The following is a 17,258-nucleotide window of genomic DNA, read 5'->3' as shown; positions in this document are numbered from 1 at the left end:
GTCATCAATCAACAGCGCGCTGCCGGCTGGCGGCGCGATCCATGTCAGAACTGGTAGATCACACGCGCGCCATATGCCGGCTGCGCACTTCCAAATCCGTCCGGGCGATGGATCGCCCAGCCTGCAAACGCATCGATGCTGGCACCGAACCAACCGCCGCGCAGACCCACCGCGCCGCCCACCAGACTGCGGCCGCGCAGGCCGCTGGCACTGGTGCCATCGATGCGACCGGCATCCAGGCCCAGGTACGGTGTCAGCCCGATCTGCTGGATCGGAAAACTCAAGGTGTTGCGCCAATACGCGCCTTTTTCCGCGCCCAAGGTCGCTTCGCCATCGAAGCCGCGCACGCTGTAGCGGCCCCCGATGGTGACGAACTCCGAGCCAAGCAACAGCTCGCCTGCAGTTTGCGCACGCAGGCTGCTTTCCCACGCCATCGGCACCGGTCCCAGCTTGAACGGCATGGCGGTGCTCACGTCCAGCGTGGTCACGCCATAACGGAATGTCGGGAACCCGATCTGCGGGTCGTAACCGGTCCACTGGCTGTTGAACCACGGCGTGCCACGCCGATGCGCGATACGCACGTCCAACTGCATCGTCCCCAGATAACGGCGATGGGTGAAGTAGAACTCCGCGCTGCTGGTATCGCGACGCTGGATGCCGATCTCCACGCCATCCAGATAGCTGCGCGCACGCCGCCGGCCAACCGTGACACCGGCAGAGGTCTTGCTGGTGCCGTTGCGATGCAATACGCGCTGGATATCCAGCTGCGCGTTGCTGGATTCGCCGCTGGACTGGAAGGTCTGCAAAAATCCGTCCACGCGCTGGTGATAGCGGTATGACGAGGCCGACAACGCAAACGTCCACCAGCCCCACGGCAGGTTGTAACTGAGACTGTTGCCGCGCGTGCCGCGCTCTTCGTCGCGCGTGGCCAGGTCATGGCTGTAGCCGACACTGAGCAGATCGTTGAGGCCCAGCAGGTTGTCCAGCGAAAAATCCAGCCCGCTCTGCACGCGCCCGGTGGCTTCCACGCCAGAGTCGTCGGCATTGGCCACGCCGCGCCAGCGCCGACCATGCTGCAAGGTGATGACCAGATCCGATTCGCCCGGTGCCTCGCCCGGAGCGATGTCGATCTTGGCGTCCTGCGATGGCAGTCGCTTGAACTGCTCCACCGCCTGCTCGATCGCACGCAGGTCCAGCAGGTCGCCGTGCCGTAGCGGCAGCGCGCTCTTCCAATGTTCGCTGCCGGTGTCGGAAACCACGCGCACCGTACGCAAGCGGCCGGGCATCAATTCGAAACGCAGTTCGCCGCGCGAAAGATCCTGTTCGGGCACGCCGATGCGGGTGGTGACCAGGCCGCGCGCGACCAGTTGGTCCAGGGCGCGACGGCGGATGATGTCGATACCCGCGCGACCGATGCAGCGGCCCTCATAACGACGCAGCGACTTCCACAACCACGCAAAGCGTGCACCGTCGTTCCCTGCACCGGACAGGCGCACGCGGGCGATCGGGAAACACAGTTCCTCCTTGGGCAGCACGGTGCTGCGCGTATCCACGCGCTCGGCATCCTCGCGCGGGCCGGCGAAGGGTGCTTGTCGCTCCTGTTCCTGACGCCGCTGAATCTCCTCGGCCTGGCGCAATTGCTCCTGCCGATCCAGCGTTATCGGTGCTGTTTGTTGTGCAGCCGCCAGCCCGGCGACAGCCCATAGGCAAGCCGCCAGCGCCATTGGCGCCGAACGCATCCACATCTGTCCTGCCCCCTGTGCGGCGGGCCGCGCCTTGGCGCGCCGTCGCTCACACCGCTATGCCTGGCCACCAAGACGGCGACGCAACCCTTCAACACAACGAGTGCGGCGCAACTGTGATGGAACGTTAAGAACTGGTCAACGCGCCATGTAGGGGCCACCCTGTAAGAAAAACCCGACCCTTTTACTTTTGTGACGTAAATCACTTAAAAAGCGGGCGAAAATATCTCGGGCCACGCGCTCACTACCGAATTCCGCCTCTCTCAAACCCGAAACATCCGGCAACGTGCCGCTAACGTTGACAACAGAGTAATGACCTTTAATGAATATCTAACTGCGACCAGCGTGGCAAATCAGCGGCGTAGTTGAGTAATGCCGGTCTGGTCAATCTTCAGATCCCCGCGGCGCCGCTTGGAGGCAATTAATTGGAGCGCGAAGATTGCCTCAAGCATTTTTCGTGACTCAAGTCACATATAAAGCAGACTGATCCGATGACGATCGCGTTAAATTCGTGATGACGTAGGCTTTACATGGGCATACGCAGTATCGCCAGTCGTCATACGCCTGGACCGCTAATGCACTGCCTTTTCCCCCAGCTTTTGCAACCACGTGCGTCGCGGTTGTCCTGACCGCACGGGCGCACTCACTTCTCTGCTCGGCCTCGCCTTGATTGCCGCATGTGTGCCCCAGGCGCACGGTGGTGAGGTGCGGCCGAACGGGGTGACTGACGCCTCTACCGCCCTCACTCCCATGCAGCAGGCTGAGCAATTGCGCGGCCAGCAACGCCATGCGGATGCCTTGGCCATCTATGAGCGCGTACTGCGTGCGAATCCGCGGGATCGTGGCGCCTACACCATGCGTGCGATCACGCTGAGCGATCTCGGCAGCGCACAGCTCGCGGCAGAGGCCATGTGGCGGCATCCGGACTGGTTTTCGCAGCAGGAGCGCGAGCGCATCGAAAACGATCGTGTCGCCCGCATGATCGGGTGGGCCAGCGCCGAGCCCATCGATGCGGCGCACCGCTATGCAGAGACCGATCAGGCCCTGGTCAATGTCGCCCGCATCGAACGCGAATCACCGCCGACGCTGACGTGGGAAGCCACGCGGCTGCGCGTCGACAGCCTGGTCGCGCTCAACCAGAGGCAGCGCCATCGCGACGTCGTGGCCAACTATCAGGCGTTGAAGGCGGAAGGTATCGAGGTTCCCGCCTATGTGCTGCCGACGGTCGGCGATTCGCTGATGGGCCTGCGTCGCCCGGCCGAGGCCGAAGCCGTGCTCCGGCAGGCCCTGCAGCACAATCCCGACGACTTCAATACGCAGCTGTTGCTGGGCTATGCCTTGTTGGAGCAGGAACGCTTCGACCTGGCGATGCCGCTGTTTGAAAAACTCGCGGCCACGCAGGCGCCGTGGCCGCGCCGCAACGGTGCCAGCAGCGGCTACGAAAACTGGGATCGCTTCAGCGCAGACATCGCCCTGGCCACCGCACGCTCGGCGGCCAACCACAATCGCGACGCAGACGCCCTGTTGCGCGAACGTGTGGCCATCGGCCCCGACAATGCAGAGCTGCAGGCGGCACTGGCCTCGATCGAATTCCGTCGCGGGCACCCGAGCGCGGCACTGCAACGCAACGCGATGGCATCGACGCTGGATCCGCATCAGAAACAGGCGCGCAGTGGCGTGGTCGAAGCGCAGCGCGATCTGGATCGCCTGGATCTGGCCGAGGCGACCTTTGCGCCGCTGCACAAGGAATATCCGGATGATGCCGGCCTGCAGCGGCTTGGTGCCTCGCTGGAACGTCAACGCGGCTGGCAGGTACATCTCAGCCATGCGCGCGGCCGCAGCGACAGCGACACCCTGACCAACAGCACCTCGCCGCTCGGCAACGACTTCGGCAGCACGCTGCTGGAAGCCGAATCGCCACTGCTCGGCGAGCGCTGGCGCGTGGGATTGCGTGCACGCGACGATTGGGCCGATTTCCAGGACACGCGCGTGCGTTACCGCAGCTTCTGGCTGGGCACCCACTACCGCTACGACCGCCTGGATGTCAGCGCCTACGGCGGACGCGCGCTCGACGAATTCGATCGCGATGGCACCGCCTGGGCGCTGGATGCCGGCTGGCGGTTTTCCGATGTTTGGTACGGCAGCTTGGCCTGGCGCACGCGCGATCCGGATGCCTCATTGCAGGCACGCCGCTTCGGCATCACCGGCGACAGCATCGGCGCTGCCCTGCGCTGGACTCCCAACGACGAAAGCCGTTGGGAACTGCAGGCACGCCAGCTGCGCTACAGCGACGGCAACCGGCGCGATCAGCTGGATCTGTCCGGCAGCCAGCGCCTGTGGGCCAGCCCGCACGTGCTGCTGGATGGCCTGTTCGCCGCTTCGGCCGGACGCGCCGAAGACGACCGCGCCGTCAATTACTTCAATCCGCGCCGCACCTCTGCGGTGGCCGCTGGCGTGCGCATCGATCAGATCGGCTGGCGTCGCTACGACTACGCCTTCCGGCAGCGGCTTGAGGTCACCGTCGGGCCGACCTATCAGTCCGGCTTCGGCAGCCAGTGGGTGCCCAGCGCGGCGTATCGGCACCTGTGGTCGCTGGGCGACGGCAGTGCGCTGAGCTACGGCGTGAGCTGGTCGCGCCCGGTCTACGACGGCCAGCGCGAACAACAACTTGGATTCGACCTGGATTTCCGATGGGGAGGTACGCCTTGATCCGCCTGCCGCTGTTGCTGGTCGCCTTGCTGCTGATGACGTTCGCGTCGTCGGCGCAGGCGGGCCTGCTGGTGCTCAGCTACCACGATATTCGCGACGACGTCGCCGCCAAGGGCGATTCCGATCGTTATGCGGTGTCCACCAGCAACTTCGCCGCGCATCTGGATTGGCTGCGTTCGCATGCCTACCACCCGGTAAGCGTGCAGCAGGTATTGGACGCACGTGCAGGAAGGCGCGCCCTGCCCTCCAGGCCGGTGTTGCTGACCTTTGACGACGGCTTGCGCAGCGTCTACACGCGCGTCTTTCCGTTATTGCAGGCCTATGGCTACCCCGCACTGGTCGCCCCCGTCACCAGCTGGGTCGAATTGCCGGCCGACCAGGTAGTGCCCTACGGCCATCGCGATTTCACCCACGATGATTTCGTCACCTGGGCACAACTGCGCGAAATGCAGGACAGCGGCCTGATCGAAATCGGCTCGCACAGCGACGATCTGCACAAAGGTATCCCCGGCAATCCATTTGGCAATCAGACCCCGGCAGCGGTCACCCGTCGTTGGGAGGCGGGCAAGGGCTATGAGAGCGAAGCGGATTATCGCCAGCGCATCCAGACCGATCTGCGCCATAGCCGCGACGCCATCGTGGCGCATCTTGGCAAACCGCCGCGCGCCATGGTGTGGCCGTATGCCGCCTACAACCGCGCCAGCAACGCCATTGCCGCGCAACTGGGCATGACGCTCAGCTTCGATCTGGAAGGCCGTTCGCACGAAGCCGATATCGGCCAGCAGGGCCGCGACCGCGTGGACGGGCAATCGCTGGCCAGCCTCGGCCGCCTGTTGCTGTTCAACAACCCCGATGTCCGCGACCTGGCCGGCGAACTGCGACGCGACCTGTCGCGCGACGGCCTGCGTGCGATCCAGATCGATCTGGATTACGTCTACGACCCGGATCCGGCGCAGCTGGCACGCAACCTCGACATCCTTGTCCAGCGCGTCAAGGACATCGGCCCCAGCCATGTGTTCCTGCAGGCCTTCGCCGACCCGGATGGCGATGGCGCAGCCGATGCGCTGTACTTCCCCAACCGGCATCTGCCGATGCGCGCGGATCTGTTCGGGCGTGTGGCCTGGCAGCTGCGCACCCGTGCCGGCGTGCGCGTATTCGCCTGGCTACCGGTGCTGGGCTTCCATCTACCCGATGCACAGCAACAGACGGCGCTGCAGATTCGCGGCAAGGACCCGAAGGATGTGCCGCGCCTAGACCCGGGCAATCCGCGCACGCATCAGCTGGTCGCCGACATCTACGAAGACCTGGCTGCCAACACCTACTTCGAAGGCCTGTTGTTTCACGACGATGCCTATCTGCGCGACGACGAGTTGCCTGCCTACGGCAATGGCGATCCTGCCACGCGCACGCAGCAGCTGATCGGCTTCACCCAGGAGCTGAAAGCAGCCGCCGAACGCTGGCGTCCTAAACTGGTGACCGTGCGCAACCTGTTCGCGCAGCCAGTGCTGCAGCCGCATAGCGAAGCCTGGTTCGCGCAGCGCCTGGATGCGTTTGCTTCGGCCTACGACTACACCGCACTGATGGCGATGCCGTACATGGAGCAAGCCAACGACCCGCAACAGTGGCTGCAGCAGCTGGCGCAGCGTGTCGGCCAGCAGCCGCATGGTTTCGAGAACACCATTTTCGAACTGCAGACCGTGGATTGGCGCACCGGCAAGCCCTTGCCGGAGGGGGTGCTGCTCGAACACAGCAAGTTGCTGCTGGCTGCGGGCGTGCGCCACCTGGCGTACTACCCCGACGACTTCATCGGCGGCCACCCGTCTGTTCCCGAAGCGCGCGAGGCCATGTCGGCTCGGCAATTCCCATATATCGAGCGGTAACCGATGACGACCAGCCTCCTGTTGGGCGCCCTGTTCAACTTCGCGTTTTTCTATCCCATCATCATGGCGTTCTTCTGGATGATCGGAGGCACGTATTACTACCTGCGACGCGAGCGCGGCACACCGGGTCCCTCGTCGCCGCCACCGTTGGCCAGCGAGCCGTTCGTGTCGTTGCTGGTGCCCTGCTACAACGAGGCCAAGCATGTCGGCGAAACCATCGCCGCGATGAGTGCGCAGAACTACCCGGACTTCGAGATCATCGCCATCAACGATGGCAGCAGCGACGACACGGCCCAAGCGCTCGACGACCTCACCCACCAGCATCCGCGCCTGCGCGTGGTGCACCTGGAGCAGAATCACGGCAAGGCCAACGCGCTGCGCGTCGGCACGCTGGCGTCGCGCTCGGACTATCTGGTCTGCGTGGATGCTGACGCCATCCTGGACCCAAACGCCACCCGCTGGATGGTCGGCCACCTGATCTCCGGCCCGCGCGTCGGTGGCGTCACCGGCAACCCGCGCGTGCGTAACCGCACCACGCTGATGGGCCGCATGCAGGTGGGCGAATTTTCCGCCATCGTCGGGCTGATCAAGCGTGCGCAGCGTGTTTACGGACGGCTGTTCACCGTGTCGGGCGTGATCTGCGCGTTCCGGCGTTCGGCGTTGCATCACGTCGGCTTCTGGTCCGACAACATGGTCACCGAAGACATCGACATCTCCTGGCGTCTGCAGCTCGACGACTGGGATATCCGCTACGAACCCAACGCACTGTGCTGGATCCTGATGCCGGAGACCTTCCGCGGCCTGTGGATGCAGCGCCTGCGCTGGGCACGCGGCGGTGTGGAAGTGTTGCTGAGCCATGGCCGCCGCGTGCTGTCCTGGCGCAGCCGACGCATGTGGGGCGTGCTGCTGGAATACGCACTCAGCCTGGCCTGGGCCTACACGATGCTCTTCATCATCGTGCTGTGGCTGCTCGGCAAGGTCATCCCGCTGCCGCCTGCGCTGTACGTCGACACCATCCTGCCGCGCTGGCATGGCCTGGTGCTGGCGGTGGTGTGCCTGATGCAGTTCGCCACCAGCCTGGTGATCGAACGCCGCTATGAAAAAGGCCTGGCGCGCCAGTTCTTCTGGGTGATCTGGTATCCGGTCGCCTTCTGGATGATCGGCATGCTCACTGCCGTCATCGCCTTCCCCCGTGCCCTGCTCGCGCGCCGCAGCAAACGCGCCCGCTGGAAAAGCCCCGACCGAGGAATCCAATGACACCGCCCATCATCAACCTGCCACAACGCCTCGGCCGCTCGCGCCGACTCGCCTACGGCGCCGCCACCGCCGGCGCCTGGATGGTCTACTTCTATCTGTGGGCACCACTGGCAACCCTGATCGCCTGGTTCTTCGGCCTGCGCAGCGCCTACATGGAGCTTTACCTCAAGCACAACGCGCTGGATCCGTTCGCACTTGGCGCCCTGCCGGTGATCGCTTTGATGAGCGCCATCACCACGGTCGGCTGGGCCGAGTACAACCGCATTCGCTTCGCCAAGGCCGACCAGCGCAAACGCCGCCGCACCGTGCTCGAACCGGAAGTCGATCAACGCCTGGGCGTTCCCGAACAGCTCGGCAGCCTGCTGCGCCATAGCCGCATCTCCTCGGTGGCGATGGATAAGTTTGCAAGGCCGGTGGGGGTGCGGGTTGTGCGGCATGGGTGAGAAAGGTGGCGTTTGCGCAACGACAAACGAACTAGGGCCTGTTTTGCGCGGGCAGGTCTTGGCCCCTAAGCGCTAGTCAGGAAGGTATCGGAACGCCCTCACCGGTGACGCCCCGGATCTTGGTAATAACACGCTCAGCGTGTTCTCTCGCCTCACGTTCATTGCGAAATTTGAAGCCACGCAGCCAAAGCATATGACGTGCCCGGCCTTCGAGACGCCTGCTCAAAATTCCGGCCACGGGCTTCCCCTTTTCATCCGTCTCCACATGGGCGGAAACTGTCCATCCATCAATTTCGCGCATGGGCATATCCATCTTTCCTTAGACGCAGCGGAGCCTGCTTGCCCGCACCGCAGCAAGTCAAGTAACGAGCGGTGCGCTAACTCGCTCGTTAGCCTCTGCGAGGCGCAAGTGCCTACCTCCGCTGGCACCAGAGCGGCGTACCTCACCGCATCTGCCTCGGCCGCCTCGGCGCTCATGAGGCTGAAGAAATACCAGCAGCGAAAGAAGCTGAGCTGACGCATGGCGTACGCATCCTTGCGCGCCTGCCACTGGTGAGCGTCTACCCTGAGTGGACGTGGCCGAGCACCCCGCCACAGCAGGCAAGGCGCGAAGGGAATTGAAGCGCTTCATCGCCAACTTCGGCCACGCGAGCACGCTTGTGGCACCTGCGGCAGTCGGCTGTGGATATGTCTCTAAATCTGGCAAGACCCGAAAAGAAAATCGGCGCTAATTCGTTGATTCATGGTGACCCCGGCCCGATTCGAACGGGCGACCTTCCCCTTAGGAGGGGGACGCTCTATCCAGCTGAGCTACGGGGCCAAGGTGGGCATTGTCGCACGATCGTTGCGATTGCCAAGCCGGCGGGTGGTCGGCGGAGCCTGCTAAAATCGGCGGCTACCCGTGTCGCGGGAGGCCCTGGCCGCCGCGCGACCGTCCCGACCTTTGGAGATCCCATGTCCGCTGACCTGCTCAAGGCGCTCGACCTCGCCGCGTCCAATTCCGGTACCTATCTTGGCGAGGCGACCTGGTCGCAGGCCACCGGCGCCGGGGTGCTGCAGCCGCTCAATCCGACCACCAACGCGGTGATCGCCGAGGTGCAGGCCACCACGCCGGAAGACTACGAGCTGATCGTCCAGCGTGCGCAGGCTGCCTTCAAGGTGTGGCGGACCACGCCTGCGCCGCGCCGTGGCGAAGCCGTTCGCCTGTGTGGCGAGGCGCTGCGTGCGCACAAGGATGCGCTGGGCTCGCTGGTGGCGCTGGAAATGGGCAAGAGCAAGCCCGAGGGCGATGGCGAAGTACAGGAGATGATCGACATCGCCGACTTCGCGGTCGGCCAGAGCCGCATGCTCTATGGCTACACCATGCACTCGGAGCGGCCGGGCCACCGCATGTACGAGCAGTACCAGCCGCTGGGCCTGGTCGGCATCATCAGTGCGTTCAACTTCCCGGTGGCGGTGTGGGCGTGGAATGCGTTCCTGGCGGCCATCTGCGGCGATATCTGCATCTGGAAGCCGTCCAACAAGACCCCGCTGACCGCGATCGCGACGATGAAGATCTGCAATGCGGCGTTGAAGGACGCCGGTTTCCCGGACATCTTCTTCCTGATCAACGATGCCGGCACGGCGCTGTCGCAGAAGTTGGTGGAAGACACCCGCATCCCGCTGATCAGCTTCACCGGTTCGACCCAGATCGGCCGCGTGGTTGCGGAAAAGGTCGCGCACCGCCTGGGCCGTTGCCTGCTGGAGCTGGGCGGCAACAACGCCATCATCCTGGACGAGACCGCCGACCTGAAGCTGGCCATCCCGGGCATCGTGTTCGGCGCGGTGGGCACCGCCGGGCAGCGCTGCACCACCACGCGCCGCCTGATCGTGCACGCATCCATCTACGACAACGTGCTGGCCACGCTGGTCAAGGCGTACAAGCAGCTCGACAGCAAGATCGGCGACCCGACCGACCCGGCAAACCTGATGGGCCCGCTCAACAGCCAGGGCGCGGTGGAACAGTTCCTGGCATCGATCGCCAAGGCCAAGGCCGCTGGCGGCACGGTCGAAGTGGGCGGCACCGCGATCGACCGCCCGGGCAACTTCGTGCTGCCGGCCATCGTCACCGGGCTGCAAAACAGCGACGCGGTGGTGCAGCACGAGACCTTTGCGCCGATCCTGTACGTGATGAAGTACAGCACGCTGGACGAGGCGATCGAGCTGCAGAACGGCGTGCCGCAGGGCCTGTCGTCGTCGATCTTCACCCAGAATCTGAAGGCGGCCGAGAAGTTCCTGTCGGCGGCCGGCAGCGACTGCGGCATCGCCAACGTCAACATCGGCACCTCCGGTGCGGAGATCGGCGGCGCGTTCGGCGGCGAAAAGGAGACCGGCGGTGGCCGCGAATCCGGCTCGGATGCGTGGAAGGTCTATATGCGTCGCCAGACCAACACGATCAACTACTCCGCCTCGCTGCCGCTGGCGCAGGGCATCAAGTTCGATCTTTGATCGACGCGCAGGCGCGCCGGGCATCGAGCCGGCGCGCTGTCGCAAGCTTGCCGGAGCATGGCTGCCACGTTGTGCCTGCGTCCGGCTCAGCCAATCAGCGGCGGCCGGGTGCCCGGATCATTTGCAGTGAGTCACGCAGTTGCGCACGACCTCGGTGCTCAACGTTTCAGCGGCCGCTAGTCCCGATATCAGGGACGGCCACAGACGCAGCCTCGCCCATTCCGGTCAAAACCGGCCACGCACCGCGTCTGGCCGCAGACGGCACGCCATTCGGGCGGCAGCTCTGGGATAATCAGGACACGCCAGCCGTCGGCTGCCGCCACTTCAGGAGTTCATGATGAACGTCGTCGTTCGACAGACCAGCGCCATGGCCATCGTCAGCCTGGTCTCGGGCATTCTCGGCTGGACGCTGATCCCGTTCCTCGGCAGCCTCTGCGCCATCATCACCGGCCACCTGGCGCGTGGCGAAATCCGCCGCAATCCGCAGGGGCTGGACGGCGACGGGCTGGCTATCGGCGGGCTGATTCTTGGTTGGCTGGCAGTTGCGCTCTGGGTGGCAGGGGTGGCGATCTTCATCTTGTTCTTCGGCGGCCTGGCCTGGCTTGCGGCCGCCAACAGTTGAGCATGGCCGCGCCCTCCTCCGCCCAACGCTTCAACGACCGCGTCGCGGCCTATGTGCGCTACCGGCCGAGCTATCCGCCGCAGCTGCTGCGCTGGCTGCACGAAGAGCTGGGCCTGACGCCGGCCACCGCGGTGGCCGATATCGGTGCCGGCACCGGCATCTCCAGCCGGCTGTTTCTGGAGGCCGGTTATCCGGTCACGGCGGTGGAACCCAACCCGGCCATGCGCGCCGCCGCGCAGCAGTGGCTGGCGGAGTTCCCCAAGTTCCGCGCGGTCGACGGCACCGCCGAGGCCACCGGGCTGGCCGATGCCAGCGTCGGCTTGGTGTCTGCGGCGCAGGCCTTCCACTGGTTCGACGTGCAGGCGGTGCGTGCCGAGTGGGCGCGCATCCTGCAGCCCGGCGGGCTGGCGGTGATCTACTGGAACAGCCGCGAGCTGGACACCACCGACTTCCTGCGCGGCTACGAGCAACTGCTGCTGGACTACGGTACCGACTATTCGGCCGTGGCCGAACGCTATCAGGACGATGCCACCATGCAGGCGTGGTTCGGCGAAGGCTTCCGCGCGATGGCACGCTTTCCAAATGTGCAACGGCTGGACTTCGATGCCTTGCGCGGCCGGCTGCTGTCTTCGTCGTATGCGCCGCTCGCGCATGACCCACGCCATGCCCCGATGCTCGCCGCGCTGCGCACGCTGTTCGATGCGCATGCGCGCGACGGGCTGATCGACTTCCAATACCAGACCCGGGTGTTCGCCGGGGGATTGAACTGACCCGCATGTATTCGCTTGCCCGCCCCTTGCTGTTTTCCCTCGATGCCGAGCGCGCCCACGCGCTGGCATTGCGCTCCATCGATGTCGCCTACCGCACCGGCACCACGCCGCTGCTGGCCAAGCGCCCGGTGCCGCTGCCGACGCCGGCCTTCGGTCTGATGTTTCCCAATCCGGTCGGGCTCGGTGCCGGCCTGGACAAGAACGGCGAGCACATCGATGCGCTGCTCGCGCTGGGTTTCGGCTTCGTCGAGATCGGCACGGTGACGCCGCGTCCGCAGGAAGGCAATCCCAAACCGCGCATGTTCCGCTTGCCGGAATACCAGGCGGTGATCAACCGCATGGGCTTCAACAACCTGGGCGTGGACGTGCTGGTGGCCAACGTGCAACGCGCGCGGCGTCGCGGCGGCCTGCTCGGCATCAACATCGGCAAGAACAAGGACACGCCCAACGAGGAAGCCACCAGCGACTACCGCTATTGCATGGAGCGCGTCTACCCGCTGGCCGACTACATTACGGTCAACATCTCGTCGCCCAACACCGCCGGCTTGCGCGAGCTGCAGGAAGAACAGGCGCTGCGCCGGCTGATCGCCGATCTGCGCGACACCCAGGAAGCCCTGGCCGCGCAACACGGCAAGCGCGTGCCGATGCTGGTGAAGGTGGCGCCGGATCTCAACGACCGCGACATCGATGCGGCCGCGCGCGTGCTTGCCGATCTGGCGGTGGATGGCGTGATCGCCACCAACACCACGGTGACGCGCACCCTGATCGCCAACCATCCGCTGGCCGCCGAAGCCGGTGGCCTGTCGGGCGCGCCGCTGCTGGGGCAATCCACCCTGGTGCTGCGCCGCCTGCGCGCGCGTCTGCCGGAGTCGATCCCGTTGATCGGCGTGGGCGGCATCAACTCCGGTGCGGATGCGGTGGCCAAGATGGCAGCAGGCGCGACGCTGGTGCAGTGCTACAGCGGCCTGGTGTATCGCGGGCCGCCGCTGATCGGCGAATGCGTGGACGCGATCCGTCGCCGCCGCGAAGCGCCCAGCGGCGGTGCGGTGTCGCCGCTATGAGCGATGCAACACAGGACGGCTGGCGTTTGAGCGAACACGCGCCCCTGCGCGCGCTCAATACCTTTCATGTCGATGCCACGGCGCGCTGGTTGCTGAGCATCCACGCAGCCGATGCCTTGCCGCAGGCGCTGGCGGCGCCGGAGATCGCCGGGCAACCGCTGCTGGTATTGGGCAGCGGCAGCAACGTGCTGCTGGCCGGCGACCCGCAGGGCTGCGTGCTGTGTTTCGAAAACCGCGACATCGCCATCATCGCGCACCATGCCGACCACGCCATCGTGCGCGCCGGTGCCGGCGTCAACTGGCACGCGCTGGTGCTGTATTCGCTGCAGCAAGGCCTGTCGGGGCTGGAGAATCTGGCCTTGATTCCCGGCACTGTCGGCGCCTGCCCGATCCAGAACATCGGCGCATACGGCGCGCAGGTGGGCGACTTCATCCATGTGGTGGACGCCTTCGATCTGCATGCCCAGCAGTTCGTGCGGCTGACCGCGGCCGAGTGCGCCTTTGCCTATCGCGACAGCGTGTTCAAGCAGCAGCCGGAGCGTTATCTGATCGTCGCGGTGGAATTCAATCTGCCGCTGCTGCACGAGTTGCGGCTGGACTACGCCGGCATCCGCGAGGAGCTGGCGAGCATGGGCGCCGACCTGGCCGGTGCCGCCGATGTGGCGCAGGCGGTGATCAACATCCGTCGACGCAAACTGCCGGACCCGGATGTGCTCGGCAATGCCGGCAGCTTCTTCAAGAATCCCTTGCTGCCCAGCGAGCAGATTGCCGCGCTGCAGGCCACCTTTGCCGATATGCCGGTGTATCCCGGTGAGCAGCCCGGCCAGGGCAAGTTGTCGGCGGCCTGGTTGATCGAGCAGTGCGGCTGGAAGGGCCGGCGCGAAGGCGATGCCGGGGTGTCGCCGGATCACGCCCTGGTGCTGGTCAACTACGGCACCGCCAGCGGTGCGCAGCTGCTGGACTTTGCGCGGCGCATCGCCGAATCGGTGCGCGAGCGTTACTCGGTGATCCTGGAGCAGGAGCCGCGCATCATCGGAGCGCATTGGTGACAGCGCAGCAGGCATCACGACGTGCTGCGCTGTGGATGCTCACCAGTACCTTCGCCTTCGGCCTGATGGCCATCTGCATCCGGCTGGCCTCGGGCACCATCGCCACCACCGAGATCGCGTTCTTTCGCAATGCATTCGGGCTGTTAGCCCTGTTGCCGCTGATCCTGCGCGCCGGCAAGGCGCTGCCGCGCACGCGGCAATTGCCGCAGTACCTGGCACGTACCCTGATCGGCCTGGCCTCGATGCTGTGCGGGTTCTGGGCGATCGGCCACCTGCCGTTGTCGCAGGCGATCTCGCTGTCGTATTCCACCCCGTTGTTCGTCACCGTGCTGGCCGTGGTGTGGCTGCACGAACAGGTGCGCCTGCGCCGCTGGCTGGCGGTGGCGGCCGGATTCATCGGCGTGTTGGTGATCCTGCGGCCAGGCTCGTCCACCTTTACGCCCGGTCTGCTGATTGCGCTGCTGGCAGCGGTGATCAGCGCCGTGGTGGCGATCCAGATCAAGCAGCTCTCGCGCAGCGACGACTCGGACACCGTGGTGTTCTACACCTATGTGTTCTGGGTGCCGATGTCGCTGATTCCGGCACTGTTTCAGTGGAGCTGGCCGCAGGGCATCGACTGGCTCTGGCTGGCGGCGACCGGCATCTTCGGCACCGCCGGCCAGCTGTTCTGGACGCGCGCGCTCAAGCTGGGCGAAGTCTCCGCACTGCAGCCGATCAGCTTCATGCAGCTGCCGCTGGTGGCGCTGCTGGGCTGGTGGCTGTTCGGCGAGGCGATCGAACACCATACCCTGATCGGTGCGGCCATCATCATCTGCGCCAATGTCTACATCGCCCATCGTGAAAGCGTGCTGGCACGTCGCGCCGCCACGCACGCACCGCTGGAAGGCGCAAAACCGGGCGAGTGATCGACCGTCTGCGAGCGGCCTGACCGGCCCGCGCGGTGGCGTGGCGACGATGCCGACGTACACTGCGCTGGTACGCGCTCCCCGGCCATTGAAGGGGCGATGCGCACGCACTTCGTTGACTGTTCCAAGGTGAGGTCGGCATGCCGGTTCCAAGCAAAACCATCGGCCTGATCGGCGGCATGAGCTGGGAATCCACCCTGCCCTACTACCGCATCATCAACCAGCGGGTGCGCCTGGCCTGCGGTGGCCTGCATTCGGCCAGGCTCTTGCTGTACAGCGTCAATTTCCATGAGATCGAACGCCTGCAACACGCCGGCGACTGGGACGGCGCAGGCCAGGCAATGGCGGCAGCGGCGCGCGCGCTGCATGCCGGCGGTGCCGACTTCCTGGTGCTGTGCACCAACACCATGCATTGCGTTGCCGATGCGATCACCTCCGCAACGCCGCTGCAATTGCTGCATATCGCCGATGCCACCGCCGATGCGTTGATTGCCGCGGGGGTCACCCGGGTCGGGCTGCTCGGCACGCGTTTCACCATGGAACAGCCGTTCTATCGCGAGCGCCTGGCTGCGCGTGGCCTGCAGGTGCTGGTACCGCCGGCCGACGCACGCGCGCAACTGCATCGGGTGATCTACGACGAACTCTGCCAGGGCATCATCCGGCCGGAGTCGCGCGGCTATTTCCGCCAGGTCATGGCCGACCTCGGCCAGGAGGGTGCGCAAGCGATCATCCTGGGCTGCACCGAGATTTCGCTGCTGATGGACAGCAGCGATGCGCAGCTGCCGTTGTTCGACACCACCGCACTGCATGCCGAAGCGGCGGCGCACGCAAGTGTGCGCGACTGATCGGTACCGAAGGCGCAGCCAGCGCGCCTTTCCCGAAGTGCATGCGCCTTGCCATGGCGGGCAAGCGTGCAAGCTGGGCATTGCCGCGGCAATAGCACGGATGACTCATACCTCACTGCTCCAGCACGCGCATGCGCGCGAGCACCTGCCACAGGATGTCATGCCTTGAAGACCCCTTCCACAACAGGCACTGCACCCACAAGCCAGCTCACTTGCGGCGACTACAAGACGCTGGCCCTGTCCGCGCTGGGCGGCGCGCTGGAATTCTACGACTTCATCATCTTCATCTTCTTCGCGACGGTGCTGGGAGAGCTGTTCTTTCCGCCGGGCATACCGGACTGGATGCGGCAGTTGCAGACCTTCGGCATCTTTGCTGCCGGCTACCTGATCCGTCCGCTGGGCGGGATCGTGATGGCGCACTTCGGCGACCTGCTCGGTCGCAAGCGCATGTTCGCGCTGAGCATCGGGTTGATGGCCTTGCCGACCCTGGCCATCGGCGTGCTGCCGACCTATGCGCAGATCGGCCTGGCCGCCCCGCTGCTGCTGCTGACGATGCGGTTGCTGCAGGGCGCGGCCATCGGCGGCGAAGTTCCCAGTGCATGGGTCTTCGTCGCAGAGCACGTGCCTGCGCAACGCAGGGGACTGGCCTGCGGAACACTGACCGCCGGCCTGGCCGCCGGGGTGTTGCTCGGTTCGCTCAGCGCCGGGGCGATCAATCGCGCCTTCACGCCGCAGGAAATCGCCGACTATGCCTGGCGCCTGCCGTTCTTGGCCGGCGGCCTCTTCGGCCTGCTTTCCGTGTATCTGCGGCGTTGGCTGCACGAAACACCGGTGTTCGCCGAGCTGATGGCGATGCGTGCCGTCGCGCGCGAAACGCCGCTCAAGCTGGTGCTGCGCGATCATCCACGCAGTGTGGCGCAGTCGTTATGGCTGACCTGGATGGTGGCAGCCGGGGTGCTGGTGGTGTCGTTGATGACGCCGACGCTGCTGCAGAGCGCGTACCACTACCCGGCAGCGGTCGCCTTGCAGGCCAACCTGCTCGCGGTCCTGCTGCAGGCGATCGGCTCGATCGTGGCCGGCGCCTTGTCCGATCGCTACGGCAATGGACGCGTGCTGCTTGCCGGCAGCGTGTTCCTGGGCGCCAGCGCCTGGCTGTTCTATCGCCTGGCCGGTGATCCGCAGTTGCTGTTTCCGCTGTACGCCCTGCTGGGCGCGGCGCTCGGCGTCCTGGGGGCAGTTCCGCGCGTCATGGTCGAAGCGTTCCCGCCGGTGGTGCGCCTGTCCGGGGTGTCGTTCGCCTACAACCTGGGCTATGCGGTATTCGGTGGCCTGACCCCGTTGGTGGTGGTGATGTTGCTCAAGCAGCACCCGATGGGACCGGCGTATTACATGATTCTGCTGGCCGCGATCGGCAGCGTGATCGGGCTGCAGTTGTGGCGCCGGGAACGCATACGTCGTTACTGAGTCGGACACCGTGCCGGTCTGCGC

14 protein-coding genes and 1 tRNA gene are annotated in these 17,258 nt (G+C 65.5%); 12 read left to right on the top strand and 3 right to left on the bottom strand.

The window, feature by feature from the left end:
- Window positions 1–44 precede the first annotated feature (44 nt).
- Entirely contained in the window at window positions 45–1,745 is a 1,701-nt protein-coding gene (locus AC1PLA_RS09665) for a ShlB/FhaC/HecB family hemolysin secretion/activation protein (protein WP_481106068.1), read from the bottom strand.
- Window positions 1,746–2,492: 747 nt separating this feature from the next.
- On the opposite strand from AC1PLA_RS09665, the gene AC1PLA_RS09660 reads away from it, so the two are divergent.
- The 4 genes from AC1PLA_RS09660 to pgaD are packed head-to-tail and all read left to right on the top strand — an operon-like array spanning window position 2,493 to window position 8,031.
- Entirely contained in the window at window positions 2,493–4,451 is a 1,959-nt protein-coding gene (locus AC1PLA_RS09660; protein WP_481106185.1) for a tetratricopeptide repeat protein, read from the top strand.
- Window positions 4,433–6,331: a poly-beta-1,6-N-acetyl-D-glucosamine N-deacetylase PgaB gene (pgaB, locus tag AC1PLA_RS09655; protein ID WP_481106067.1), complete on the top strand. Its 1,899-nt coding sequence runs from the start codon at window positions 4,433–4,435 to the stop codon at window positions 6,329–6,331. The genes AC1PLA_RS09660 and pgaB overlap by 19 nt, the downstream gene beginning before the upstream one ends.
- A gap of 3 nt (window positions 6,332–6,334) precedes the next feature.
- Entirely contained in the window at window positions 6,335–7,588 is a 1,254-nt protein-coding gene (gene pgaC / locus AC1PLA_RS09650; RefSeq protein WP_039527593.1) for a poly-beta-1,6-N-acetyl-D-glucosamine synthase, read from the top strand.
- On the top strand, window positions 7,585–8,031 hold the full coding sequence (gene pgaD, locus AC1PLA_RS09645; RefSeq protein WP_016904642.1) for a poly-beta-1,6-N-acetyl-D-glucosamine biosynthesis protein PgaD: 447 nt from the start codon (window positions 7,585–7,587) through the stop codon (window positions 8,029–8,031). The genes pgaC and pgaD overlap by 4 nt, the downstream gene beginning before the upstream one ends.
- Window positions 8,032–8,107: 76 nt before the next feature.
- On the opposite strand, the gene AC1PLA_RS09640 is transcribed toward pgaD, so the two are convergent.
- Together AC1PLA_RS09640 and AC1PLA_RS09635 are read right to left on the bottom strand one after the other, a co-directional pair.
- Complete coding sequence (locus AC1PLA_RS09640) at window positions 8,108–8,332, bottom strand: hypothetical protein (protein ID WP_126750540.1); 225 nt, start codon at window positions 8,330–8,332, stop codon at window positions 8,108–8,110.
- Window positions 8,333–8,774: 442 nt separating this feature from the next.
- A tRNA-Arg gene (locus tag AC1PLA_RS09635) sits at window positions 8,775–8,851 on the bottom strand.
- A gap of 134 nt (window positions 8,852–8,985) precedes the next feature.
- Here AC1PLA_RS09635 and amaB point away from each other — a divergent pair.
- From amaB to AC1PLA_RS09595, 8 genes are all read left to right on the top strand, one after another.
- Window positions 8,986–10,518: an L-piperidine-6-carboxylate dehydrogenase gene (gene amaB / locus AC1PLA_RS09630; RefSeq protein ID WP_481106066.1), complete on the top strand. Its 1,533-nt coding sequence runs from the start codon at window positions 8,986–8,988 to the stop codon at window positions 10,516–10,518.
- A gap of 337 nt (window positions 10,519–10,855) precedes the next feature.
- Complete coding sequence (locus AC1PLA_RS09625) at window positions 10,856–11,140, top strand: DUF4190 domain-containing protein (protein ID WP_016903110.1); 285 nt, start codon at window positions 10,856–10,858, stop codon at window positions 11,138–11,140.
- A gap of 2 nt (window positions 11,141–11,142) precedes the next feature.
- Window positions 11,143–11,910 (top strand): class I SAM-dependent methyltransferase, encoded by a 768-nt coding sequence (locus AC1PLA_RS09620; protein WP_016903109.1) that lies wholly within the window; start codon window positions 11,143–11,145, stop codon window positions 11,908–11,910.
- A 5-nt stretch (window positions 11,911–11,915) separates the two neighbouring features.
- Window positions 11,916–12,971: a quinone-dependent dihydroorotate dehydrogenase gene (locus AC1PLA_RS09615; RefSeq protein ID WP_039521311.1), complete on the top strand. Its 1,056-nt coding sequence runs from the start codon at window positions 11,916–11,918 to the stop codon at window positions 12,969–12,971.
- Window positions 12,968–14,020, top strand: a complete 1,053-nt coding sequence (gene murB, locus AC1PLA_RS09610) for a UDP-N-acetylmuramate dehydrogenase (RefSeq protein WP_481106065.1) — start codon at window positions 12,968–12,970, stop codon at window positions 14,018–14,020. The genes AC1PLA_RS09615 and murB overlap by 4 nt, the downstream gene beginning before the upstream one ends.
- Window positions 14,014–14,925: a DMT family transporter gene (locus AC1PLA_RS09605; RefSeq protein ID WP_026064463.1), complete on the top strand. Its 912-nt coding sequence runs from the start codon at window positions 14,014–14,016 to the stop codon at window positions 14,923–14,925. The genes murB and AC1PLA_RS09605 overlap by 7 nt, the downstream gene beginning before the upstream one ends.
- A gap of 140 nt (window positions 14,926–15,065) precedes the next feature.
- Window positions 15,066–15,770 carry an aspartate/glutamate racemase family protein gene (locus AC1PLA_RS09600; RefSeq protein ID WP_481106064.1) on the top strand — a complete coding sequence of 235 codons (705 nt, stop codon included), beginning with the start codon at window positions 15,066–15,068 and terminating at the stop codon, window positions 15,768–15,770.
- Between the two features lie 165 nt (window positions 15,771–15,935).
- A complete protein-coding gene (locus tag AC1PLA_RS09595) occupies window positions 15,936–17,234 on the top strand; it encodes an MFS transporter (RefSeq protein ID WP_481106063.1) in 1,299 nt (432 codons plus the stop codon).
- Window positions 17,235–17,258: the final 24 nt, after the last annotated feature.

It is taken from the genome of Xanthomonas sp. NCPPB 1826, assembly GCF_056725285.1.
The sequence above is the reverse complement of the archived record's forward strand: the minus strand, read 5'-3'. Positions and strand labels throughout refer to the sequence as shown.